We start from the raw sequence: 24,995 nt of genomic DNA, 5'->3' as shown, positions 1-24,995 counted from the left end.
CCTCGTCGTTATCACACTGCTGCGGATAACGCTTTGCCTCTATTGTAACAGGAGTCGACCCTCTGAGTAAAAGCCGGCCCTGGGTGCAGCTTCCGCAGACCGGCTCTGATCTAATCCCACCACCGCTTGAGCTGCTGCCACCATGACTGGCGTTTGTGCACCTCCGCATCGATAGTACCGCTGTTGTCGTGCTCCTCTGCCTGCTCATCGGCTTCGCCGCAGGCGACCTCTATAGGCTGGGTGCCGGCGATGAACGTCTCCAGCCGCTTCTCAGCACAGCCGCTGCCGGCGAGCAAGCCCGAGTCGGGATCGACATAGACGCTGACGACGCCTGCGGGCATCGGGAAGATCTTGGGCGGCACAGCCGCCAGCGCCTGTTCCATGAAGGTGGCAAAAATCGGCGCCGCGCTGTGGGCCTCCGACGTATTGATGCTGCGGCCCTTGTCGTAGCCGACCCAGACGGCGGTCGTCAGCTCAGGCGTGTAACCGACCAGCCAGGCATCGGTATTGGTCGTGCCTGTCTTGCCTGCGACCGGCCGCTTGATGAGCGCCGATACGCGGTTGGCCGTGCCTCCAGGCTCGAAGACGCTCTCCAGCAGGCTGGTCATGACGTAAGCTGCCGCCGGGTCGATGACGGTCTCGGCTTCCGGCTTCGCTTCATACAATACCTCGCCGCTGCGGCTCTCGATACGCAGGATAGCGGTCGGCGTGTGACGCACGCCGCCCCCCGCCAGAACGCTGAAGGCCGAGGCCATCTCAAAGGGGCTGACAGGGAAGGCGCCTAGCGCCAGCGAAGGGACCGGCTTCATCGGAGACTCGATGCCCAGGCGCCGCGCCGTCGCGATCACCTCTTCGGGGCCGACTGACATGACGGTGTTGACGGCGAAGATATTATCCGAGCTGGCGATCGCCTGACGCATGCTGATCGCCTCGTTGAAGTATTTGTCATTATGGTTGCGCGGCTGGTACGTCTGGCGTCCTTCGTCGTAGGTGAACACCGTCGGCTCGCTCCGGAAGGTCGAGATCGGCGTCAGCTTGCGGCTCTGCAGCGCCGTCAGATAGAGCAGCGGCTTGAACGAAGAGCCGGGCTGGCGGGTGGTTGCGAATACGCGGTTAAATTGATTCTCGCTGTAGTCCCGGCCGCCGACCATCGCCTTGACGTAGCCATTGCGCGGATCGATGGCGACGAGGGCGCCCTGCAGCTCGGAGTCTGCGGGCAGTCCGCTTGTGAGCGCTTGTTCGGCCGCTTGCTGCGTAGCCTTGTCGATCGTCGTGTAGATCCGGATGCCGCCCTCATGCAGCAGCTGCTCGTCCAGGCCCAACTCCTGGGTGGCGATCGTCTGCACGTAGTCGCGGAAGTATGGCGCCAGCCCCTCTGTCTCAGAGCTCCCTGGTGCCTGTAAGGGCAGCAGCTCTTCATATGCGGCTTTGGCCTGCTCGGGAGTAATGCGGCCGAGCTCGGCCATCGTGTTCAGGATCACCTGCTGCCGGTCCTTGGCATTTTTCATGTTGCGGTAGGGTGAGTAGTAGGACGGCCCTTTGGGGATCCCGGCCAGCATCGCGCTCTCGGCCAGGGTCAGATCCGATGACGACTTGTCAAAATACATCCGGGAAGCCGCTTCGATCCCGTACGCTCCGTGCCCGTAATAGATCTGGTTGAGATACATCTCCAGAATCTCGTCCTTGGCATATTTCATCTCCAGCTGAGCGGTATACATGGCCTCCCGCAGCTTGCGCGTCCATGTCTTCTCATGGGTCAGATACAGATTGCGGGCCAGCTGCTGGGTCAGCGTACTGGCGCCCTGCTTCTTGGAGCGGCTCTCGACATTGGCGACTACCGCCCGCGCCATGCCCTTGATATCAAAACCGGTATGGTCGTAGAAACGCCTGTCCTCGACGGAGATCGTGGCCTCGATCAGATGGGGCGAGATATCGCCCAGCCGCACCGGGCGGCGGTTCTGGCCGGTATGGAACGTATCGATCACTTCCCCGTTCAGATCCAGCAGCTCCGAGGTCTGACTGATGACGGTCGCCGGCAATGCCTGTGTCCGCAGGTAGAGCAGCAGCACGACCGCCGAGACGATGCAGACGGCAGCGGCGATCCCGGTCAGTTTCAGCGTGACGGAGAGCCGGTTCAGCCAGGTCAGCCACATTTCCGCACGCCGGGATGTGCCCCCTCCGCCGGGTCTGTACTGGCGCTTTGACAGCGGTTTGCGCATGTCCTCTCACTCCCTTCCGCTTAGCTAGTCAGTATAGTTATAGTATGGAAAATCGAGGTAACTGCTATTCACGGGAAAGGTGCCTGGATTAAATTTTTGTATAGAGGGCTGCAAAGGTTGCTTTTTCCCCTTGTTTTACTATAATTACGGGAGAACGATTGACCCATAGAAGGGAGTTTGATCACAATGGAACTGTGGTATACCGAAAAACAAACCGAAACGTATGGCATTACGGCCAAAATAAAAGAAACGTACGTCCATGAAAAAACCGACTTTCAAGAGCTTGCAATGATCGAAACGGAGGAATTCGGCACAATGCTGGTCCTCGACGGGATGGTCATGACTACCGACAAAGACGAATTTGTCTATCATGAGATGGTTGCGCACCCGGCGCTCTATACGCATCCTAACCCGCGCCATGTGTTGGTCGTGGGAGGCGGCGACGGCGGCGTCATCCGCGAGGTGCTGAAGCACCCTGAGGTGGAGAAGGCGGTACTCGTCGAGATCGACGGCAAGGTGATTGAATATTCCAAAAAGTATCTGCCGAACATCGCAGGCGGTCTGGATGATCCACGTGTCGAAGTAATCGTCAACGACGGCTTCATGCATATCCATGATCACAAAAATACGTACGACGTCATCATGGTCGACTCGACGGAGCCGGTAGGTCCGGCAGTGAATCTGTTCACCAAGGGTTTCTACCAGGGCATCTACGAGTCGCTCAAGGAAGACGGCATCTTCGTGGCCCAGACCGACAACCCGTGGTTCAAGGCCGATCTGATCGAGAGCGTCTACCGCGATGTGAAGGAAGTGTTCCCGATCGTCCGCGTCTACTGCGCCAACGTGCCGACGTATCCAAGCGGTCTGTGGACGTTCACGATGGGCAGCAAGAAGCACGATCCGCTGGAAGTGGATGAGTCCGCGATTCCAGATATCGATACCAAATACTATTCGCCGCGGCTCCACAAGGGCGCCTTTGCGCTGCCGAAGCTCGTGGAAAATCTGCTCAAATAATCCGTCTAACTAGCGAAAGCGAGGACAAGCCCTCATGAAATTGGATCAACAATATTCCGGCAATGTATTCATCCTCAGCTCCGAGGACTATGAAGCATCCAAGGCGGTCATCTACGGCATGCCGATGGACTTCACCGTCTCGTTCCGTCCGGGCTCCCGCTTCGGACCGCCGCGCATCCGCGAGGTCTCCATCGGTCTGGAGGAGTACAGTCCGTACCTGGACCGCAGTCTGGAGGACATCACGTACTTCGACGCCGGCGATCTGCTGCTGCCGTTCGGCAACGCGGGACGCAGCCTGGAGATCATCGGCGAGTATGTGCGCGGCGTGCTCGCGGACGGCAAGCTGCCGGTGGGCCTGGGCGGCGAGCACCTCGTCTCTTGGCCGATCTTCCAGGAGGTGTACGCCAAGTACCCGGATCTGGCGATTATCCACTTCGACGCGCATGCCGATCTGCGCGAGCAGTACGAGGGCGAGCCGCTCTCGCACTCGACGCCGCTGCGCAAGGCGGCCGGCCTGATGGGCGGGGAGAACATCTACCAATTCGGCATCCGCTCGGGCTCCCGGGAGGAGTGGGCGTATGCGCGCGAGCATATCAACTTCCACCCGTTCGAGGTGCTGGAGCCGCTCAAGAAGGTCTTGCCATCGCTTGCTGGCCGTCCGGTCTATCTGACGATCGACATCGATGTACTCGATCCTTCCTGCGCGCCGGGTACGGGAACAGCCGAAGCGGGCGGCATCACCTCCAAGGAGCTGCTGGCTGCGGTCCATGCGATCGCCGCTTCGAACGTCCGCGTCGTTGGCTGCGACCTTGTGGAGGTTGCGCCGGCCTACGATCCGACGGAGCAGACGCAGATCGTCGCCGCCAAGGTGATCCGTGAGATGCTGCTGGGCTTTATCGACTGATAGAGGTTAGATAGTTGTAATGCAAACAGACCATCGTCCGGCTGCCGGGCGGTGGTCTGTTTGTGCTGGTCCTCCCCCGCAGGGGGAGGGACCGGTCGGCGCCTGAGGTGGCTCGTAAGAAAGGCCGGACTGTGGGTCCGGCGGTCTGTAGATATAGAAACTAGTCTTGGAGAGGTCGGTGTGGCGGTTGACGAGGGTAGCGTGTATTACGCTACTACGCTTCCAAACAAATTCTCTCCAGCACACTTCGCCTCCCCGCCCGCTGCAGCGCAGCGCGCCGCCGCCCGCGGGCCTACAGCAAAAAGTGCCGCTGCCGCGCAGCGCGCCGCCGCCCGCTGGCCTGCAGCGGCAAAAAGTGCCGCTGCCGCGCAGCGCGCCGCCGCCCGCGGGCCTACAGCGGCAAAAAGTGCCGCTGCCGCGCAGCGCGCCGCCGCCCGCGGGCCTACAGCGGCAAAAAGTGCCGCTGCAGCGCAGCGTGCCGCCGCCCGCGGGCCTACAGCGGCAAAAAGTGCCGCTGCCGCGCAGCGCGCCGCCGCCCGCGGGCCTACAGCGGCAAAAAGTGCCGCTGCCGCGCAGCGTGCCGCCGCCCGCGGGCCTACAGCGGCAAAAAGTGCCGCTGCCGCGCAGCGTGCCGCCGCCCGCGGGCCTACAGCGGCAAAAAGTGCCGCTGTAGCGCAGCGCGCCGCCGCCCGCAGGCCTACAGCGGCAAAAAGTGCCGCTGCCGCGCAGCGCGCCGCCGCCCGCGCCTACGCTTTTGCCCGTCCACGGCACTACTGGCTCAGGTAGGCGCTGCGGAACATCATCGGCGTCAGTCCCTCCTGCTGCTTGAACAGCTTGATGAAGTAGCTCGGATGCTCGTAGCCGACCTGGGAAGCGATCGCCTTGACCTCCTTGCGGGGTTGCTGCAGCAGCAGCTCCTTGGCCTTGCGCATGCGGATGCGAGTCAGGTATTCGATCGGTCTTGCTCCCAGCGCCTGCTGGAAGAGGACGCAGATATGCTGCGGGGTGACGCCCTGCAGCTCCGCTAGCTCGGCGAGCGAGATCGAGCGGTCGAAGTGCTGTTCCATAAAAGCAAGGACGGGCGATAGCGCATCCATCTGGTGCTTGCGCGAGCGCAGCTCTGTGCGCGAGATATAGCGGTACAGGTCCATCAGCAGGCCGTACATCGTGGGCGATGACTCCAACACGGTCCCGGGATGCTGGAACTGCAGCATGGAGACGGCTTCCTGATGGTGCTTGAGCAGAACATCGGGGTTGGCGAGGTAGAAGACGCCGGTCTGCTGCATCCCCAGATCCTCCAGCATTTCGCGGACGCGATGGCCGTCGAAGCAGATCCAGCGCACCGACCACGGCTCTGCGGTAGGCCGGTAAGCATGAGGATCATCGGCCATCGTCAGGATGCCTTGTCCAGGCTGCACGACGATCTCGCGGCCATGGTGGGTGAAGACGCCGCCGCCTTGCGTCACCTGCAGCCACTGATAGTAGGGATGGCCGCCCGGCCTCTCGATTGCCTCCTGATTCGTCCAGCCTCCGGCGCTAGTGATGTAGATGGGCAAGCTCTTCTCGTGATCAGTGATGACAGCGAACAAGTTGAGATCCATGAGGCGCCTCCCGGAAAGTCGGATTTAGCTTTATTATTGTCGGAACAAGCTTTTAATCTCATCATAACGGGGAATGCGTCAATTGCCAACCGGCAGCCTCCCGGCCGCAGACCGGGATTGCTTACGGCGGACAGCTGTATTATAGTAAGGTCACGAGAAGCAAACGCAAGGAAAGCGGGGCATACGGTGCAATCAGCGAAGACCAAAGTGAAGATGACATTGGAGAGCCGCCACGACGACGAACTGTCCGTACATACGTACTCAGGCGATTGGGCCGTCAGGAACCGCTCTGCCTTCCTGATCTATGAGGAGCTCGAGGAGGGCCGCCGGCTGCGGACGACCGTCCGCTGGGATGACGGGCTGCGGGAGCTGAAGATTACGCGGCGGGGCGATGTAGAGACGGAGCACCACTATGTGCAAGGGGCCCGCAGACGTGGAGAGTACAGGATCACGGGTGCACGTCTGGAGATGGAGACAGAGACCGATTATCTGGCGCTGGCGCCGGATTCGGAGTCGGCGCACGAGCTGCCGGTGACGATCGAGTGGAAGTACAGATTATGGATGAGCGGAGAGCCGGTCGGCTATTTTCAGCTTAAGATGCACATACAGGAGGTCATAGAGTCATGAGTCAGGGTAATGTATTGGAACAAATGAATGAGCGGATCCGGGAGGGGATCGCGGATGCAGTCGTCGCCGCCGGTTTGGCAAACCGGGAGGAGCTGCCGGTCTTCGTACTGGAGGTGCCAAGAGACAAGTCGCACGGTGATCTGGCCACCAATGCCGCGATGCAGCTCACTAAGCTTGCCAAGAAAAATCCGCGTCAGATCGCCGAAGCGATCTTGGCCCATCTCGACAAACCGGCCGCCTCGATCGAGTCTGCAGAGATCGCCGGTCCGGGCTTCATCAACTTCCGGCTAGACAAGCGGTTCCTGCATGCCATCGTAGGCGAGGTGCTGAAGGCGGGCAGCGACTATGGACGTGCAAGCGCAGGCAGCGGCAAGCGCGTGCAGGTCGAGTTTGTCAGCGCCAATCCGACTGGCAATTTGCATCTGGGCCATGCCCGGGGCGCAGCGGTCGGCGATGCCCTCTGCAATGTCCTTGATTTTGCAGGCTATGAAGTGACGCGGGAGTATTATATCAACGATGCGGGCAAACAGATCGAGAATCTGGCTTATTCTATTGAAGCCCGTTATCGCCAGGAGCTGGGCGAGGCGGCGGAGATGCCGGAGGACGGCTATCATGGCGAAGATATCATCGGCTTTGCCCGTCAGCTGCGGGAGGAGAAGGGCGACGGCCTGATGTCGCTGCCGCCGGATGAGCGCTTCGCGCTGCTGCGGGGCTTTGGGCTTGAACGGGAGCTGGACAAGATCCGCCGCGATCTCGCGCGCTTCCGCGTGCCCTTCGATGTCTGGTTCCATGAGACCTCGCTGTACAGCAACGGCCAGATCGACGCTGTGCTGACTGCGCTGCGGGAGCGGGGACATGTGTACGAGGAGGAAGGAGCGACCTGGCTAGAGACTATGCCGCTGGGCGACGACAAGAACCGCGTCCTCGTGAAAAATGACGGCTCGTACACTTATCTGACGCCGGACATCGCTTATCACCGCGACAAATACGAGCGCGGCTTCGACCAGATCATCAATATCTGGGGAGCCGATCATCACGGCTACATCCCGCGCGTCAAAGCGGCGATGGCAGCGCTCGGCTACGACCCGGACAAGCTGGTCGTCCTGATCGCCCAGATGGTAAGCCTGTTCCAGGACGGCGAGAAGGTCAAGATGTCGAAGCGGACCGGCAAAGCGGTGACGATGGAGGATCTGATGGAGGAGGTCGGCGTCGACGCAGTTCGCTACTTCTTCACGATGAGAAGTATGGATTCGCATCTGGATTTCGACATGGATCTTGCGGTGTCGACCTCCAATGAGAACCCGGTCTTCTATGTGCAGTACGCGCACGCCCGGGTGTGCAGCGTATTCCGTCAGGCCGAGGAGCAGGGCATCGCGACGGACGCCCTGGCACAGGCTGAGCTGGGCAAGCTGACTGCCGAAGCCGAGTTCGATCTGCTGCGCAAGCTCGGCGAGCTGCCGCAGGAGATCACAGAGAGCGCGGAGCTCTATGCGCCGCACCGTCTCGTTCGTTATGTATATGAACTGGCCTCGCTGTTCCACAGCTATTACAAGGCGGAGCGCTTCATCACCGAAGACCGCGAGCAGACGATTGCCCGCCTGGCACTGCTGTCGGCCGTACGCACGACGATTGCCAATGTGCTCCGGCTGATTGGCGTGCAGGCGCCGGAACGGATGTAGAACATATAGAATACGTGCTGCAGGCCGCTAACGATCAGCGGCCTGCAGCATTTTGACGATATCGAGCTCGCCGGCCATCCGGCTCGACTTCTGGCCGCGGATCGGCTGCATCGCCCGCCGGAGGATCGCTTTGATCTCCGCAGGCGCCAAGCCCGGACGCTCGGCCAGCAGCAGGGCGATGGCCCCGCTGACATGCGAGGTCGCCATCGAAGTGCCGCTCATCTCGTGATAGGCGCCCTTCAGCCAGGCCGAATGGATCTTGTCTCCTGGGGCGTAGATGTCGATGTAGCTGCCCCGGTTGCTGAAGGGAGCGATCCGCCGCAGCCGGTTGGTCGCCCCGACCGAGATCGTCTGGGGATATCGGGCCGGGTAGTCGATCGATTTGCGCTTGCCGTCGTTGCCGGAGGAAGCCACGATGACGATGCCGGCATGGTAAGCGTGGTTTACCGCGCCGAGCAGCGCTTTGCTGCGATTCTTCATCCCGAAGCTCATATTAATAATGTGGAGCCGGTTGCGTACGCACCATTCGATGCCGAGGATGATATCGGAGACGTAGGCGCTGCCGTTGTGATCAAACGCCTTGACGGGATGGACGATCGACCGGGGCGCGACGCCGATCATTCCTTTGGGCTGATTGGCTGCGGCGATCGTCCCGGCGATATGCGTGCCATGGCCGTTGTCGTCATGTGGCGCGCTGCCGCGGCTCAGCAGATTGATGCCGCGGGCAAGCGAGCCCGCCAGATCGGGGTGGCCAAAGTCAACGCCCGTATCGATGACCCCGATCTTGATCCGGTGGCCGGTCGTTCGGCTCCACGCATACGGGGCCCGGACATGCTGGACACCCCACGGGATGCCCTTGTCGGCACCGACGCTTCTTTTCTGCACCGTGCCCAGCAGAGCGACCTCCGGATCTTCCTCCTGAGTGAGCCGGAAGCCGGCTGTGGGAGGGGGGGAGGAGACTGCGGGACAAGCGATACCGTTGATCAGAGGCAGCGGCTTAACTTCAGGAAAGTAGGACTGCGGATGGGCAAGCGTTGCCCAGGCGGCGGCGAATGCCCTGTATTCACCGGGGCTCTGGAATCGGAGGATGCGGCGGCCGGCGGCGCCTGCAGGGGTGGCCATCGTGCTGTGCAGCCAGCGGAATAATGCAGTGGTGTCCAAAGTTGGCTTCCCTCCCGACGACCATACTGCAGTATTGTATGAACGAGCGTCCCCGGCCGAATGAGCAACTTGCCTTTTTTGCGATAATTAGGCGGCCAGCCGTGTCATTAAGGGCATCTGCTCATACTATATACCGAGAGTCCATACCGGCTCTTGCAGTGCCGGGGACGGCAGATGGGATGCCGCCTCCGGGCGGATACAGTCAGACGAAGGGCTTGCCTTCGTCTTTTTTTGTGTGAGCTGGGGAAGACAAGCTGCATCACAGGAAGCCGATGCGCAGAGCAGTTTGGGCGGGACGCCGCAAGAGGCTTGCAATTTTGCAGGAAATAGGTTTTACTATAATCTGATATGGGATAAAATGAACGCAAAGCAACGTATATAACTGGCTTGAGAGGATGTGTATAGATGAGTGGCGAGGTAACGCTGAAGATCGACCCTGAGCGACTGAAGGAAATGCCGATGGTGGATCTGGCTTTTGAAGTGCTCAAAACCGCGAATACCCCATACTATTACCGTGATCTGATGATGGAGATCGCCAAGGTGCGCGGCCTGAGCCAGGATGAGATCAACCAGGTGATTGCGCAAGTCTACACCGAGATCAACATCGACGGCCGTTTTGCCTGCGTAGGCAGCAATATGTGGGGGCTGAAGCGCTGGTATCCCGTGGAGAAATCCGAGGATCCGATCGGCAACGCGAAGCGTCCGCGGATTATCAATGACGATGACGACGAGGAAGAGGACGTCTTCGCGGAGGAAGAAGAAGAGACATTTGTGGCCGACGATGAGGATTACGATGTCTATGACGAAGACAGCGAAGAGATCTTCTCCGAGGACGGCGAGGAAAGCAGCGTAGAGGAAGACGAAGAGCTGGTCGACGAGGAAGCCGAGGAAGAAGAGGAAGAGTCGGACGACTTCGAAGAAGAAGAGGATTTTGAGGAAGAGAACGACAGATAAAAGAAGGGGCAAGTCAAGCCTTGACAGCACCCTTGCGACAGAGTAAACTATTGCATGGGCTTCACAAATGATTAACCTTTATAGGGATTTAATATGTAAAAGTGCCCCGTATTACACGGGTGTCACTTTTTTTGTTTTTAATGAAGGCTTCATGCCATAGATTGGATTTTACGGCTCGCTGATCTGTGCTGTCTACAGAGCTTTCGTGTCGGTCCTGGGGGTGGCGAAGTCGGTTTTTGCTGTTCTTATAGGGCATCTCAATAACGAATATCAACTTGGAGGGTAATAGTACAGTGACAAAATACATTTTTGTAACCGGCGGTGTCGTATCATCTCTTGGCAAAGGGATTACAGCCGCTTCGCTCGGCAGATTGCTCAAGAACAGAGGACTTAAGGTTACGATTCAGAAGTTCGATCCGTATCTCAATGTTGACCCCGGTACGATGAGTCCTTACCAGCACGGGGAAGTATTCGTCACCGATGACGGGGCCGAGACGGACCTGGACCTGGGGCACTACGAACGGTTCATTGATATCAATCTCTCCAAGAACAGCAATGTGACGACAGGCAAAATCTATTCCTCTGTCATCAGCAAAGAACGCCGCGGCGAGTATCTGGGCGGCACGGTGCAGGTCATCCCGCATATTACCAATGAGATCAAGGAGCGGGTGTTCCGCGCCGGCAAGGAGGCCGGATCAGATGTCGTCATCACAGAGATCGGCGGTACCGTTGGAGATATCGAGAGCTTGCCGTTCCTCGAAGCGATCCGCCAGATCAAGAGCGATATCGGCCGTGACAATGTCATGTATATCCATGTAACGCTGATCCCATATATCAAGGCAGCCGGCGAAGTGAAGACCAAGCCGACCCAGCATAGCGTCAAGGAACTGCGCAGCATCGGCATCCAGCCCAACATCATCGTCTGCCGCACGGAGTATCCGCTGCATGAGGATATGAAGCGCAAGATCGCGCTCTTCTGCGATATCGATGCCAATGCCGTCGTCGAATGCCGCGATGCTTCCAACCTGTACGAAGTCCCGCTCAACCTGCTCGAAGAAGGGCTCGACGAGATCGTCGTGAATCATCTGAAGCTCGATGCGGGCAAGCCGGACATGACGGAGTGGGTACGGCTGGTGGAGCGGGTCCAATCGCTGAGCAAGACGACTGAGATCGCGATCGTCGGCAAGTATGTGGCGCTGCACGATGCTTACCTCAGCATCGTCGAGTCGCTCGGCCATGCGGGGATCGATGCGGACTCGGAGATCAATATTCGCTGGGTCAACGCCGAGGAGCTGACCGAAGAGAATGTAGCGGAGCAGCTCAGCGGCGTCCACGGGATCCTGGTGCCGGGCGGCTTCGGCGACCGGGGGATCGAAGGCAAGATCGTCGCGATCCGTCATGCCAGAGAGCAGCGGGTGCCATTCTTCGGCATCTGTCTCGGCATGCAGGTGGCCGTGGTGGAATATGCCCGCAATGTGACCAATCTGCCGGGCTCCAACAGCTCGGAGATCGATCCGTCTACGCTCTATCCGGTCATCGACCTGCTGCCGGAGCAGAAGGATATCGAGGATCTGGGCGGCACGATGCGGCTCGGACTGTATCCGTGTAAAGTTGCAGAAGGCACGCTGGCCTGGAAAGCCTACCAGGACGAGCTGGTGTACGAGCGTCATCGTCACCGTTACGAGTTCAACACCGAGTATCGCGAGCGGATCGAGGCGTCGGGCCTTAAGATCTCGGGATCTTCGCCAGACGGACGTCTCGTAGAGATGGTGGAGATCGAGGATCATCCATGGTTCCTGGCGGTACAGTTCCATCCGGAGTTCACCTCCCGGCCGAACCGTCCGCAGCCGCTGTTCCGGGACTTCGTGCGGGCGTCGCTGGCCTATTCGGAGAATAGATAAAAATTCAAGGGTTTTTTCCAACTCATAGGAGGATATTGGGTCGGCGGGGGCGAATATATTAACGATTATGGAAGGTCCGACCATTTTTCGTTTAAATAGAATCGTCCCTAGGAGGGTTTCAGTTGGATAAGAAAAAAGTGTTGATCGTCGATGATCAGAACGGAATCCGCGTACTTCTGGTAGAAGTCTTCAGTAGCGAGGGCTATCTGACCTATCAGGCCTCCAACGGCAAGCTTGCGCTCGAGATCGTCAAGGAAGAGTCGCCTGACCTGGTCTTGCTGGATATGAAGATACCGGGAATGGATGGGCTGGAGATTCTCAAGCACATCAAAACGATTAACCGCGAGATCAAGGTGATTATGATGACGGCTTATGGCGAGCTCGACATGATCAAGGAAGCGACCGATCTGGGCGCACTGATGCACTTTACCAAGCCCTTCGATATCGACGAGATGCGAATGGCCGTCAACATGCAGCTGCGAGGCGGCGAGTCGAATAACTTTTACGCAGTGGGGTCCTAACGGGCCCCTTTTTGCTATAAGCAAGGTCGGACCTCCGGCCGCTGTTGTTCGCAGATATCTTGATGATTAACCTCTTAGAGGTTGATATCTGCGAACAAAGGCGGACGCTGACGCTCCTCCGGCTTCGACCTTGCTCTACCACCAACCCGCGGGGATGGCGAGGGAGGGCCGGAGAGGGCAGGGGCGTTATGGAGAAATGAAATGTTCGCCTTTGTCCCCCGGATTTCAACCCCTGCAGGGGTATGATAATCAAGAAATCCGGGAGACAACAGCGATCGGAAGAACGACCCTGCCAGCGCAGGCTACGAGCACGCCATCCCCACCCTCACTCCAAAAAATTCTGTCCCGTTACCAAAGCTTGTCCTCATGTGGTATAATGACTCCGTGTGACAAGTCGAACGGGCTTGAGATCAAACCGTACTTAGGAGGAGTAAGAAACCATGCCATTGGTATCGATGAATGAATTTTTGCCTAAGGCAAAAGCAAACAAATTTGCTGTCGGTCAATTCAACATGAACAACCTGGAGTTCGCTCAGGCGATCGTGGATGCCGCTATCGAGGAGAAATCCCCGTTTATCTACGGTGTCAGCGAAGGCGCTCTGAAATACATGGGTATCGAGTTCACTGTTGCAATCGCTGAGGCAGCGGCCAAAAAATCCGGATTGCCGATCGCGCTGCACCTGGATCACGGCTCGAGCTTTGAAGTGGCGATGAAATGTATCCGTGCAGGCTTCTCGTCCGTCATGTTCGACGGCTCGCACTATTCGCTCGAAGAGAACATCCGTCTGACCAAGGAAGTCGTACGTGCGGCTCGCGAGATGGGCGTATCGGTCGAAGGCGAGCTGGGTACGATCGGCGGCGTCGAGGACGACATCAGCGTAGACGAGGAGCATGCTTCCCTGGCCAAGCCTGATGAAGCGATCCGTTTCTACGAGGAAACCGGCGTAGACTGCCTGGCGATTGCTGTAGGTACAGCTCACGGCATGTACAAAGGCGAAGTGAAAATCCAGTATGACATCATCAAAGAAGTCACTTCTGCGATTCCTGTACCGGTCGTTCTGCATGGCGGTTCCGGTGTACCGGACGAAGCGATCCGCAAGTCGATCGAAGCCGGCGTAGGCAAGATCAACGTGAACACCGAGAACCAAGTCGCTTGCACCAACGCGATCCGCAAAGTGCTGTCCTCGAACGATACGGTATATGATCCGCGCAAATACCTGACGCCAGCCCGTGACGCCATGGTAGCCGTAGTCCGCGAGAAAATCCGTTTGTTCGGCAGCAACAACCAAGCGTAACTTCTCGAAACAAAGGATGCCAAGACCGTTCAGTCAGCATGACGACTTGTGTACAAGCCGCTTGCTGCTGCCCTCAGCAGCAGTGGTGGATATGCGGGGGAGCTGGCGGAGCGGTCTTGACTTTGTTTTCTTCCGAATGGAGGACATAAGCACCCAATGGAAAAATTAATGATCCGCGGCGGACGACCGCTGCGCGGCACCGTGCAGATCAGCGGCGCCAAGAACAGCGCAGTCGCCTTGCTGCCTGCGGCCATCCTGGCCGAGTCAGAGGTTATCCTCGACAACTTGCCCCAACTAAGCGATGTAGCGGTATACAGTGAAATTCTGGAGGATCTCGGCGGCTCTGTAAGCTGGAGAGGAGACTCCATGGCAATCGATCCCTCCTCCATGTCTTCTATCCCTATGCCTAACGGGAAGGTCAAGCTGCTGCGGGCCTCCTATTATCTGATGGGAGCACTGCTCGGGCGCTTCGGCGAAGCGACGATCGGTCTGCCAGGCGGCTGCAACTTCGAGCCAAGACCCATCGACCAACATATCAAAGGCTTCGAAGCGCTCGGCGCCGAAGTAACCAACGATCACGGCTCGATCCGGATCTCGGCCAAAGAACTGCGGGGCGCCAAGATCTACCTGGACGTCGCGAGCGTCGGTGCGACGATCAATATCATGCTGGCGGCTTCTCGCGCCAAAGGGTCCACAATTATCGAAAACGCGGCAAAAGAGCCTGAAATTATAGATGTTGCCACGCTTCTCAGCGCGATGGGGGCCAAGATTAAGGGCGCAGGTACGGAGACGATCCGTATCGAAGGCGTCGATTCTCTGCACGGCTGCAGACACTCCATTATCCCGGATCGGATCCAGGCAGGCACCTATATGGTTGCGGCTGCAGCGACACGGGGCGATGTCCTGATCGATAATGTCATCCCCAAGCATATGGAAGCGATGACGGCCAAACTGCTGGAAATGGGAGTCGAGGTTCACGAGCTGGATGAAGCCATCCGGATCGTCGGCCAGCCGAGTTATGAGGCGGTCGACGTGCGGGCGCTGGTCTATCCCGGATTTGCGACCGACCTCCAATCGCCGATGACCAGCTTGCTGACACAGGCGAGCGGCGTCAGCATTATCTCCGACTACGTATATAACAACCGGTTCAAGCATGTACCCGAATTGCTTCGCATGGGCGCCAACATCCGACTCGAAGGACGTTCGGCGATCATCGAAGGCGGTGCGCTGCATGCGGCCAAGGTCCGCGCAGCGGATCTGCGTGCGGGCGCTGCGCTCGTCGTTGCCGGACTGACGGTGACGGACGGCGTGACGGAGATCACCGGTGTCGAATATATCGACCGCGGCTATGACTCGCTCGTACACAACCTGCGGGAGCTGGGGGCCGACGTCTGGCGCGAGAGTGATTAGCGGGCGTAAGAATGGGCGAAACTATGAAGATATGTATTTAAGTACGTGTTCAAACCTTGAAGAAAATTAACCTAAAGTGGTGAGAATATGACGGAACTTCAGATCGCTGATCTGGAAGGAATGAAGCTAACCGAGCTGTACAAGCTCGCCAAGCAGTATCAGATTCCGTATTATGGAACATTAAGAAAAACCGAACTTATCTTTGCCATTCTGCGCGCTCAGGCCGAGAAGAGCGGGCTGATGTTTATGCAGGGGGTATTGGAGATCCTCTCAGAGGGATATGGTTTCCTCCGCCCGATCAATTATTTGCCGAGTACCGAAGATATCTATATCTCTGCTTCGCAGATCCGCAAGTTTGATCTGCGCTCAGGCGACCTTGTCTCGGGCAAATGCAGGGCCCCGAAAGAGAACGAGCGGTATTTCGGTCTGCTCCAGGTCAATGCCGTCAACGGCGAGAGTCCGGAGCATGCTGCCGAACGGCTGCATTTCCCTGCCTTGACGCCCCTATTCCCGGAGAAGAAGCTTGCCCTTGAGACCGCTCCCAAAAACCTCTCTACCCGGATCATGGATGTGCTGGCTCCCGTAGGATTGGGTCAGCGCGGCCTGATCGTGGCCCCGCCTAAGGCAGGCAAGACGCTGCTCCTTAAGGAGATCGCCAACAGCATCTCCACCAACAATCCCGAAATCGAGCTGTTCGTCCTCCTGATCGACGAACGGCCGGAGGAAGTGACGGATATGCAGCGCTCGGTCAAAGGCGAGGTCGTGGCCTCGACTTTCGACGAGCTTCCGGAGAATCATATCAAGGTTGCGGAGCTCGTACTGCAGCGCGCGCTCCGTCTGGTGGAGCACAAGAAGGATGTCGTCATCCTGCTCGACAGCATCACGCGTCTGGCGCGCGCTTACAATCTCGTCATCCCGCCGTCCGGACGGACGCTCAGCGGCGGCATCGATCCGGCAGCGTTCCACCGGCCCAAGCGCTTCTTCGGCTCCGCACGCAATGTGGAAGAAGGCGGCAGCCTGACGATCCTGGCGACCGCACTCGTCGAGACGGGCTCTCGGATGGACGATGTGATCTACGAGGAGTTCAAAGGAACGGGCAACATGGAGCTCCATCTCGACCGCAGACTTGCCGAACGCCGGATTTTCCCTGCGATCGATATCCGTCGCTCGGGCACCCGCCGTGAGGAGATGCTGCTGACGCAGGAAGAGCTGGACAAAGTGTGGGCGATCCGCAAGGGGATGAACGACTCGATGGAATTTGTCGACAACTTCCTCAAGAAGCTCGCCGACACCAAGACCAACGAGGAGTTCCTGATGTCGCTTGATACGTCGGCGATGGCCGGGTCCGGCAGCTCATCCCAGAACTCCTCGAGATCTTCTTCATCGAGCAGTCAGTCGGGCCGCCGTCCGGTCCGATCGACGCCGGTATCTTAAGGAGGCTTTATCTGTGAATCTCGTATATGCCGATAAGGATGGCAACGTCTTTGATCATCCCGATTGGACCGCGCTCGGGCGCAGCGGCGACATGGTTGTCGAGCTGATGGACGATGAACTGATCCCGCTGCCTGAGGGAGCGACGCTGGTCGGCTTGCCGTATACCCGGCCAGTCGGGATCAATCCGGCGACAGGAGAGATGGAGCTGCTGCCGGGCGAGGTGCAGGCTGTCGGAGCGCTGCTGCCGCAGGGCTTCACCCGGCTCGTCATCCCCGGCTATGTGAAGACCGACAAGACGCAGAAGCTGCCGCTGTTCGGATACTCCGCCGTCGTCTGGAAGGATGGCGGCTTCTATGTAGCTGCCGATCCCAGCGACGATCCTGAGCCTTGGAACCCGCTGCACTGCGACCGCGAAGAGCTCGAGGTACGCGTCGGCGAGCTGCTGCAGAAGTATCCGGAGAACCGGCTCTACAAGCATCTCTCGCACTGCGCGCTCGGCTATGAGTGTCTGACGGCCTCCAACACATTCCTGCAGCGGTGGGAGGGTGCTGTGCCGGTCTCGTACTCGTGCAACGCCGGCTGCTTCGGCTGTATCTCGGATCAGCCGGACGATAGCGGCTTCCCGGCGCCGCAGACACGGATGAATTTCAAACCGACAGTTGATGAACTCGTAGATATTATGCTGGAGCATCTGCAGACGCCAGAGGCGATCATCAGCTTCGGCCAGGGCTGTGAAGGCGAGCCGTCCACCCAGGCCAAGATCATCACGGAAGCGATGAGGCGTGTCCGGGAGCAGACGGACAACGGGTATATCAATATCAATACCAATGCCGGACTCACTGACCATATCCGTGCTATCGTCGACAGCGGTCTCGATCTGATGCGGGTCAGTACGATCAGTGCGCTGGACGACCACTACAACGCCTATTACAAGCCGCGGGCTTATACGCTGGCCAATGTGGAGAAATCGCTGCGCTACGCAACCGACAAAGGCGTCTATACGTCGATTAATTACCTGATCTTCCCTGGCGTCACGGATCGCGAAGAAGAGATCGAGGCGATGATCGGCTTCGTCCGGCGAACCGGACTGAAGCTGATCCAGATGCGCAATCTCAATATCGACCCCGAGAGCTATCTGGAGCTGATTCCCCCGGCACAGGGGGAGATCTACGGCATGAAGCAGCTGCTGGAGATCTATGCCCAGGAGCTGCCGGATGTCGTGATCGGTTCGTATACCCACGTCCCGCCGTCGCGGCGGCAGTTCAGCAAGCAATCCTGACTGTTCGTATGTCTTGTTAGATTGTCATTGCACCGACAAGTCCATCCGTGCTATAATCGTCCTTGTGTGGATTTAAACTCTGGGCCCGCCTGTTGGCTCAGGGCAAAGGAAGAGGTGAATCGCGATGAAACAAGGTATTCATCCGACGTATCAAGTAACCACAGTAACCTGCGCATGTGGCAATAGCTTCGAGACCGGTTCGATCAAAGAGAACCTGCGTGTCGAGATCTGCTCCGTATGCCACCCGTTCTTCACCGGGAAGCAGAAGTTCTTGGATGCTGGTGGACGCGTCGACAAATTCAAAAAGAAATACGGCATCTAAGCCTTGCCGCAAATTAGCAGCATATAAGAACCTCCCGAAGCCATCCTATGGACAAGGGAGGTTTTCTTATGTTCATGCGGATGCGTCAATCGGTCTTTATCGTCCTTGTCTTGGTCTTTGCTCTCGCGGTTGCCGCCTGCGGCACGCAGCCCCAGGACGACGAAGGCCGCCCAACCACGTATGGCCATGACGGCTATATGGGCTTATCCAATAGCAATCCCGGACTGCCCCGCAATTCCGCTTATCGGAGCTACAGCAGCGACATCCGCTTTATGCAGGAGAAGCTGGAGGAGCTGGGAGGCATCCGGCACGCCGCATTCCGTATCCAGGATCCGGACATTTACGTCCAGCTCACAGTGGCTTCGGAAGTGACTGAGGAGCAGGCGGCCGAGCTGACGGCACAGGCCCACCAGATGCTGGCTGACAATATGCCTCGTTACGTCATCCATATGGAGCCTTACAAGACGGAGCGATAGCAGGATTTTTTTGTGGCGAAGTCCGCCAGCGTCAAGGTCTTCAATCATGTGTGACAGCTTGGCTTGCGTTAAGACTCAGAATCGGCTATACTTAGCTTTGCCGTGCTAGATGGGGAGGTAGCGGTGCCCTGTAACTCGCAATCCGCTATAGCGAGGTTGAATTCCTGTTCGAGGTCATGTGGATGCAAGGTCTGACTTCAGTGAACAGTGTTGACGATCCTGGTCCACCGCAATGGATACCTGTGAACCCGGTCAGGTCCGGAAGGAAGCAGCCGTAAGCATGTTCATCCATGTGCCGGTGGAGTGCCTGGTCTGAGCTGGAATCTGGGGTTCCGCTTGTGTTGCATCGATCAAAGGCAGGTGCACGGTACACCTTTATAATCTACCATAACACCTTTTGGAAGCGGCTTACGCTCTCCAAAGGGTGTTTTTTCATATCCATGAAGTTATTGGAAGGAATCGTGCGGTTCTGCAGAGAATAACATTATGTGCAATTTTATGAAGATTCTCCGGACTGCATCTTTGAAGAGGTGATTTCCTTTGAATGACATGCCTGCGGTTGTGTACGTTCGCCAAGACGCGATGGAATGGTATTGGAACAAGGTGCCATTTGTCATGGCCGTCTTGTGCGACGACAACTATGCAATGATCCGGGCCAATCCGTTGTTCCGACAAGAGACAGGGTACGACGATGCGGAGCTGCTCTGCCGCCCTCTGTCGGACCTTCTTCTGGATATCGACCTGCACGCAGCGGTGTCTGGAGCGTCGCCGCCGGATCACGTCTATCGGCTGCGCACCAAAAATGATGAGCTGCTGGAAACGGAGGTCATGCTGATGTCGATTGAAATCGGAGGGGTTCGCCATTACCTGGCGCTGCTGCATCATGCGAAAGCTTTGCGCCAAACCGGACTGATGCAGCAATTTGCATTAACGCTTTTAAAAGAAGAAAGTATGGGGGTCATCCTGCTTCATGCCGATTTTCGAGTCAATGCGATAAGCCCGCTGGCATGCAAAGTGCTAGGGGTGAGTGAGGATGAGGTGCAGGGTAAACGGATGGATGAGTTGTTCACTCACGCACCGCTGGAGCATCAGCTGCTCAAGCAGATGGTGGTCGAAGAGCAGCCAGTGCGCAACCATCCCTTCCGCTGGAGCATGGCTTATGAACAGAGAGAGCTGCTGATGGATGCCAATCTGCTGCGAGATCATCAAAAACGGCTGCTTGGGGCTTATGTGACGTTTAAAGACGTCTCCAACCTCCGTTCCCTGGAGGAGCAGGTGCAGCGCAGCGACCGTCTGGCGATGATCGGCCAGATTGCAGCGGGTACGGCTCATGAGATCCGAAACCCGCTGACGGCGATTAAGGGCTTCCTGCAAATGTTCAAGAATACAATGAAGGAAAAGGGGCTGAATAAAGAATTTGGCTACACAGAGATCATGTTGACGGAGATCGACCGGATCAATGAGCTGGTCAGCGAATTTTTGCTGCTCAGCAAGCCCAAGAACATCACGTTCGATCTGGTCGATCCGAATGCTGTGATGGGGGAGATCCTGCCGATTATCCAGAATGAGGCGCTGCTGCACGGGATCGTCTTGCAGTACGAGGAGCTATCGGGACTGCCAAGGGTAGTGGCCGATGGGGAGATGCTCAAGCAGGTCTTCCTGAATATCGGCAAAAATGGCATCGAAGCGATGAAAGAAGGCGGCATATTGAAGATATCGGGCCGTGTTGAAAGGGAACAGGGGATGACCCGTTGGGTTAGCATCGATATCGAAGACAATGGACCGGGCATCGAACCGGCGATGCTGGACCGCATCTTCGATCCGTTCGTAACGACCAAGCAGACCGGAACGGGGCTGGGCCTGTCTGTCTGCCAGCGGATCATCCATGACATGGGCGGCATGATCCGGGTGGGCAATCACGACCGCGGCGCCGTCTTCACGATCAGTATCCCCTGCTCGCTCGAGGAGAAAGGGGAGGATCGGGACAGCTGAGGCGATCTGTGCCGGCGGGGGAGTCGCTACCGCCGCCGGTGCACGGTCGCCTGTTTCCGCTGAGGGAGGGATCGTGTATAATAGAACAATCGGGTATCAAGCCCGGGACGAGCGAATTGGAAAGGAACGATGATGGTGAGCCATATCGCTTTGTATCGCGCCTGGCGTCCCCAGACGTTCCAGGACATGGTGGGCCAACAGCATATTATCCAGACGCTGCAGAATGCGATTCGGGAGCGGCGTATTTCACATGCCTACCTGTTCAATGGGCCGCGAGGCACAGGCAAGACCACCGCTGCCAAGATTGTGGCCAAGGCCATCAACTGCCGGGAAGGCCCGACGACGGAGCCTTGCAATGTCTGTGAAGCCTGCAAAGGCATCACGGCAGGTACGATCATGGATGTCGTGGAGATCGACGCTGCTTCGAACCGCGGGATCGACGAGATCCGGGATATCCGGGACAAGGTGCGCTACGCACCCTCGGAGGTTCGCTACAAGGTATATATTATAGACGAAGTGCATATGCTCACGACCGAAGCCTTCAATGCGTTGCTCAAGACATTGGAGGAGCCTCCGGGCCATGTCGTGTTCATCCTGGCTACGACAGAGCCTCACAAGCTGCCGGCGACGATCATCTCCAGATGTCAGCGCTTCGACTTCCGCCAGGTCTCCCTGGAAGAGCAGACGGAGCGGCTGCGCCAGATCTGTGAGGAGGAGGGGCTGGAGGCCGAGGAAGACGCGCTTGTCTATGTCGCGAGGCTCTCGGACGGCGGCATGCGTGATGCGATCTCGCTCCTCGAGCAGGTCGCGGCCTATGCCGGCGGCCGGATCACGCTGGCCGATGCGGTGGATGTCACCGGGGGGCTCGCCGCCGAACAGTTCGCCAAGCTGGCGGAGGCGATCCAGCAACGCGATGTCGCGGCGATCCTGCCGCTGGTCGAAGGGTTGATGCAGGCAGGCAAGAGCGCCGACAAGTGCATGGAGAATCTCGTCTACTACTTCCGCGACCTGCTCCTGCTCAAGCTGGTGCCCGGCGGCGCGGCGATGACGGAGCGGATCGTCGACAGCGAGAAGTTCCTGCCGATCGCCGAGGCTTATGACCGCGAGCGGTTGTTCGCTATGATCGATGTCCTGCATCAATACCAGGTGGAGATGAAGCATGCCGCCCAGCCGCAGACGCTCTTCGAGGTAGCGCTCATGAAGATCTGCACCCTGCAGGAAGGCGGTGTGGTGCCGCAGGGGTCTCAGGCTGCGGCGTCTGCCGCGCAGGGTGCTCCTGCTGCGGATAGCGGCAAGGTCGCGGAGCTCACCCGCAAGCTGGAGACGCTCGAGCGCAAGCTGGAGCAGCTGCTCCAGCAGGGCGTCCCTGCCGGAAGTGGAGAGGGCGGCGGAGCCAAGCCGGCTCCATCGCGGCCGGAACCGCGCGGCGGCGGGGGCTTCGGCAACCGCGGCGGCGGCAGCGTCATGCGGACGCAGGTCAAGCTGCATAACTATACTGCCGCCAAGGACAGCGAGGAATGCCAGCGCATCCGGATGCAGTGGGGCGAAGTGCTGCAGCGTGTCAAAGAGGCGCGGATCACGATCCACGCCTGGTTGATCGACGGCGAGCCGGTGTCGGTGGCGGACGATACCGTGCTGATTGCCTTCAAGAACACGATTCACCGGGAGACGACGGAGAAGCAAGCGAACCGCGAGGTAATCGAGCGGGTGCTGCAGGATGTATTCCAGAAGCCGCTGCGTTTCGTCACGGTGATGGTCAAGGAATGGACAACCGCCGCGGACGATGCGCCCGCCGCGGCTGCCGAACCGCTCGTGATGGAAGCGGAGGAGCCTGCGCACGCTCCCAAGCAGCCGGAGTGGATCGAGGAGGCCGTCAAGCTATTCGGCGAAGAGCTGGTTGTCATAACAGATCAAGAGAAGTAAGCGGGAGCGGATGCATGCGCATGCGGACCCGTCCACTAATCCGATGAGGTGATCCGAATGAATAACATGAACCAGATGATGAAGCAAGTGAAGAAGATGCAGGAGCAGATGCTCAAAGCCCAGGAAGCGCTCGAGAGCAAAACGGTCGAAGGCTCTGCCGGCGGCGGCGTCGTCACGGCGACGATGAACGGCCACAAGAAGCTGCTCGATATTTCGATCAAGCCCGAAGCTGTCGATCCGGACGATGTAGAGATGCTGCAGGACCTCGTGCTGACCGCCGTTAACGACGCCATCGCCAAAGCGGAGGAGCTCTCCAATCAGGATATGGGCAAGTTCACCGGAGGCATGAAAATCCCAGGCCTGTTCTAAAGGTTGTTCAAAAAGCCGCGGTGCTGAAAACCGGCTTTTGAGCTTTCATATGAAGACCCGTCACGAAAGGAGCTGCGGCAGACGTGCAATACCCTGAACCGATAGCCAGACTGATCGACTCGTTCTCCAGACTTCCGGGCATCGGTCCCAAGACAGCGGCCCGGCTCGCTTTTTATGTCCTCCGGATGAAGGAGGACGATGTCATTGATTTTGCCAAGGCGCTGGTCAGCGTCAAGCGCAATCTTCATTATTGTTCCGTCTGCTGCAACATCACCGATATCGACCCGTGCCGGGTCTGTCAGGACAAAGCGCGCGACCGTACGGTCATCTGTGTCGTCCAGGAGTCCAAGGACGTCGTAGCGATGGAGCGCACCAAGGAATTTCAGGGCCAGTATCATGTGCTGCAAGGTGCGATCTCGCCGATGGAAGGGATCGGGCCGGAGGAGATCCGGATCGCCGAGCTGCTCCAACGGCTTAGCGATGAGCAGGTGCAGGAGCTGATCCTGGCGACCAACCCCAACATCGAGGGTGAAGCGACCGCGATGTACCTGTCCCGTCTGGTCAAGCCGTTCGGTATCCGGGTCACCCGGATCGCGCACGGCCTGCCTGTCGGCGGAGACCTGGAGTATGCGGATGAGGTGACGCTCTCGCGCGCCCTTGAGGGACGGCGGGAGCTTGGTTAACGAGAATACAGCAGTAGTATGAATGGTTCAGCCATGGTTTCCATATCATTAAGTTTGCTTAATGACATTGGGCCATGGCTGGGCCGTTTTTTTATACTTAATTTACCGGGGCCCCCGCAAAGTACCTGAGTACGCTTCGAAGCCAAGCCGCACAAGCCAACGAATATGAAATATCAACCTTATTTCAGGGGGAATCGAGATATTCGTTGAATGAATACGATTTTTCATACTCGTTTGCGTTATTTGCGTCATATGCGGCGAATGAATATGAAAAATCGTGTTTAGAGGCAAGTCGGGAGGAGCGAGTACGCCCGGGTCATCGTAGCACGGCTCCCGTTCCGAGTCCCGATGGGCCCCTCTAAGCCCTCCTAAATGCATGACAAAAGTGATGACAGTCTGTAACTACTGAGGCGTCTGCATTTCTTTTACAATGTGATTGGATGAAGCCAGTCATTATTTTCATTACCTGAATGAAGGAGGGGAGTTCTTGCGTAACTACGATGTAATAATTACGGGAGCCCGAGTAGCGGGAGCGACGCTCGCCTGGCACCTCGCCAAGTCCGGTTTCCGTGTATTGCTGCTCGACAAAGCCTCGTTTCCAAGCGATACGTTGTCGACGCATAACTTTTTGACCCACAGCATGGTCATGCTGGAGGAGATGGGGGTCCTGGAGGCGCTGCTGCATACGGGTACTCCTCCGTACAAACGAGCGGTCATTCAATTCGATGACGCGGTCATCGATGGCTGCTTCCCCGAGGTGGAGGGATATTCGGATTGCCTGTGCATCAGACGCCATACACTGGACGAGATCATGTTTCGCCATACGGCATCTCAACCCAATGTAACGGCAATTGAAAGCTTTCGAGTTACGGGCCTGCTCCGTGAAGGCATAGACGGGGCTGTAAGCGGCGTTGAAGGTGTAAGGGGCAACGGCGAGCGACTGCGCTTCCGAGCTAAACTTGTTGTCGGAGCGGATGGCCGCCAATCCAAAATCCGGGAGCTGGCCGGTGGATCGACGCTCATTTCCGTACCGACTGATTTTGCCTCCTATGTAGGCTATTATGCGGACTACAAGCAAGAGGGGGAGCCGCATACCGAGCTGTATAAGCTGGGTGACAAGCTGGGTATCGTCTTCCCGACCGGCGACAACCTGCACGTTGTAGGCGTCATGTTCCCGTTGACCGACTCGCATTGGAGAGCCCGGTTTCTAGCGTCCCCCAGCGAAGCGATG

The 24,995-nt window shown here is 58.0% G+C and carries 22 protein-coding genes and 1 other RNA gene (1 of these 23 only partly in view); 20 read left to right on the top strand and 3 right to left on the bottom strand.

Translation table 11 applies throughout. The features are described from left to right. Window positions 1-110 precede the first annotated feature (110 nt). The gene (locus ABC336_RS13000; protein ID WP_413239039.1) at window positions 111-2,219 is read right to left on the bottom strand and encodes a transglycosylase domain-containing protein; all 2,109 of its coding nucleotides are present in this window, start codon (window positions 2,217-2,219) and stop codon (window positions 111-113) included. Window positions 2,220-2,405: 186 nt separating this feature from the next. On the opposite strand from ABC336_RS13000, the gene speE reads away from it, so the two are divergent. The 3 genes from speE (at window position 2,406) to ABC336_RS12985 (ending at window position 4,810) form a co-directional block, all read left to right on the top strand. After that, entirely contained in the window at window positions 2,406-3,233 is an 828-nt protein-coding gene (gene speE, locus ABC336_RS12995; RefSeq protein ID WP_128660662.1) for a polyamine aminopropyltransferase, read from the top strand. Window positions 3,234-3,267: 34 nt separating this feature from the next. Next, window positions 3,268-4,137, top strand: coding sequence for an agmatinase (gene speB / locus ABC336_RS12990; RefSeq protein WP_413239038.1), 870 nt, complete (start codon window positions 3,268-3,270; stop codon window positions 4,135-4,137). A gap of 304 nt (window positions 4,138-4,441) precedes the next feature. Continuing rightward, entirely contained in the window at window positions 4,442-4,810 is a 369-nt protein-coding gene (locus tag ABC336_RS12985) for a hypothetical protein (protein ID WP_413239037.1), read from the top strand. Window positions 4,811-4,907: 97 nt separating this feature from the next. On the opposite strand, the gene ABC336_RS12980 is transcribed toward ABC336_RS12985, so the two are convergent. Then, the gene (locus ABC336_RS12980) at window positions 4,908-5,738 is read right to left on the bottom strand and encodes a helix-turn-helix domain-containing protein (RefSeq protein ID WP_413239036.1); all 831 of its coding nucleotides are present in this window, start codon (window positions 5,736-5,738) and stop codon (window positions 4,908-4,910) included. Between the two features lie 186 nt (window positions 5,739-5,924). Here ABC336_RS12980 and ABC336_RS12975 point away from each other — a divergent pair, with 186 nt between their 5' ends. Together ABC336_RS12975 and argS are read left to right on the top strand one after the other, a co-directional pair. Continuing rightward, window positions 5,925-6,365: a YwiB family protein gene (locus ABC336_RS12975; protein ID WP_413239035.1), complete on the top strand. Its 441-nt coding sequence runs from the start codon at window positions 5,925-5,927 to the stop codon at window positions 6,363-6,365. Then, window positions 6,362-8,044 carry an arginine--tRNA ligase gene (gene argS / locus ABC336_RS12970; RefSeq protein WP_413239034.1) on the top strand — a complete coding sequence of 561 codons (1,683 nt, stop codon included), beginning with the start codon at window positions 6,362-6,364 and terminating at the stop codon, window positions 8,042-8,044. Before ABC336_RS12975 ends, argS begins: the two co-directional genes overlap by 4 nt. 27 nt (window positions 8,045-8,071) lie before the next feature. On the opposite strand, the gene ABC336_RS12965 is transcribed toward argS, so the two are convergent. Continuing rightward, window positions 8,072-9,205, bottom strand: coding sequence for a S8 family peptidase (locus ABC336_RS12965; RefSeq protein ID WP_413239033.1), 1,134 nt, complete (start codon window positions 9,203-9,205; stop codon window positions 8,072-8,074). A gap of 405 nt (window positions 9,206-9,610) precedes the next feature. Here ABC336_RS12965 and rpoE point away from each other — a divergent pair, with 405 nt between their 5' ends. From rpoE to ABC336_RS12890, 15 genes are all read left to right on the top strand, one after another. Next, the gene (gene rpoE, locus ABC336_RS12960) at window positions 9,611-10,159 is read left to right on the top strand and encodes a DNA-directed RNA polymerase subunit delta (protein ID WP_413239032.1); all 549 of its coding nucleotides are present in this window, start codon (window positions 9,611-9,613) and stop codon (window positions 10,157-10,159) included. A gap of 293 nt (window positions 10,160-10,452) precedes the next feature. Then, window positions 10,453-12,060 (top strand): CTP synthase, encoded by a 1,608-nt coding sequence (gene pyrG / locus ABC336_RS12955; RefSeq protein WP_413239031.1) that lies wholly within the window; start codon window positions 10,453-10,455, stop codon window positions 12,058-12,060. A gap of 122 nt (window positions 12,061-12,182) precedes the next feature. After that, complete coding sequence (locus ABC336_RS12950; protein ID WP_413239030.1) at window positions 12,183-12,581, top strand: response regulator; 399 nt, start codon at window positions 12,183-12,185, stop codon at window positions 12,579-12,581. A 440-nt stretch (window positions 12,582-13,021) separates the two neighbouring features. After that, entirely contained in the window at window positions 13,022-13,876 is an 855-nt protein-coding gene (fba, locus tag ABC336_RS12945; RefSeq protein WP_413239029.1) for a class II fructose-1,6-bisphosphate aldolase, read from the top strand. Window positions 13,877-14,032: 156 nt separating this feature from the next. Beyond that, the gene (gene murA / locus ABC336_RS12940; protein WP_413239028.1) at window positions 14,033-15,286 is read left to right on the top strand and encodes a UDP-N-acetylglucosamine 1-carboxyvinyltransferase; all 1,254 of its coding nucleotides are present in this window, start codon (window positions 14,033-14,035) and stop codon (window positions 15,284-15,286) included. Between the two features lie 87 nt (window positions 15,287-15,373). Next, window positions 15,374-16,720 (top strand): transcription termination factor Rho, encoded by a 1,347-nt coding sequence (rho, locus tag ABC336_RS12935; protein WP_413239027.1) that lies wholly within the window; start codon window positions 15,374-15,376, stop codon window positions 16,718-16,720. Window positions 16,721-16,733: 13 nt separating this feature from the next. Further along, a complete protein-coding gene (locus ABC336_RS12930) occupies window positions 16,734-17,999 on the top strand; it encodes a radical SAM family protein (RefSeq protein ID WP_413239026.1) in 1,266 nt (421 codons plus the stop codon). Window positions 18,000-18,123: 124 nt separating this feature from the next. Beyond that, window positions 18,124-18,321: a 50S ribosomal protein L31 gene (rpmE, locus tag ABC336_RS12925; RefSeq protein WP_413239025.1), complete on the top strand. Its 198-nt coding sequence runs from the start codon at window positions 18,124-18,126 to the stop codon at window positions 18,319-18,321. A gap of 68 nt (window positions 18,322-18,389) precedes the next feature. Next, window positions 18,390-18,797, top strand: coding sequence for a hypothetical protein (locus ABC336_RS12920; protein ID WP_413239024.1), 408 nt, complete (start codon window positions 18,390-18,392; stop codon window positions 18,795-18,797). A 100-nt stretch (window positions 18,798-18,897) separates the two neighbouring features. Further along, window positions 18,898-19,165, top strand: an RNA gene (ffs, locus tag ABC336_RS12915) — signal recognition particle sRNA large type. 181 nt (window positions 19,166-19,346) lie between these two features. Next, the gene (locus ABC336_RS12910; RefSeq protein WP_413242506.1) at window positions 19,347-20,789 is read left to right on the top strand and encodes an ATP-binding protein; all 1,443 of its coding nucleotides are present in this window, start codon (window positions 19,347-19,349) and stop codon (window positions 20,787-20,789) included. A gap of 135 nt (window positions 20,790-20,924) precedes the next feature. Further along, entirely contained in the window at window positions 20,925-22,712 is a 1,788-nt protein-coding gene (gene dnaX, locus ABC336_RS12905; protein ID WP_413242505.1) for a DNA polymerase III subunit gamma/tau, read from the top strand. Between the two features lie 57 nt (window positions 22,713-22,769). Then, the gene (locus ABC336_RS12900; RefSeq protein WP_413239023.1) at window positions 22,770-23,081 is read left to right on the top strand and encodes a YbaB/EbfC family nucleoid-associated protein; all 312 of its coding nucleotides are present in this window, start codon (window positions 22,770-22,772) and stop codon (window positions 23,079-23,081) included. An 83-nt stretch (window positions 23,082-23,164) separates the two neighbouring features. Beyond that, window positions 23,165-23,764: a recombination mediator RecR gene (gene recR / locus ABC336_RS12895; protein WP_413239022.1), complete on the top strand. Its 600-nt coding sequence runs from the start codon at window positions 23,165-23,167 to the stop codon at window positions 23,762-23,764. Window positions 23,765-24,251: 487 nt separating this feature from the next. After that, window positions 24,252-24,995 carry the 5' portion of an NAD(P)/FAD-dependent oxidoreductase gene (locus ABC336_RS12890; protein ID WP_413239021.1) on the top strand. Its footprint extends 498 nt past the window's final position, so 744 of the gene's 1,242 nt are visible here — the first part of the coding sequence; the start codon lies at window positions 24,252-24,254; the stop codon falls past the right edge of the window.

The organism is Paenibacillus jepli (assembly GCF_047238105.1).
Taxonomy (GTDB): domain Bacteria; phylum Bacillota; class Bacilli; order Paenibacillales; family Paenibacillaceae; genus Paenibacillus_D.
This window is presented reverse-complemented; position numbering and strand designations above follow the sequence as displayed.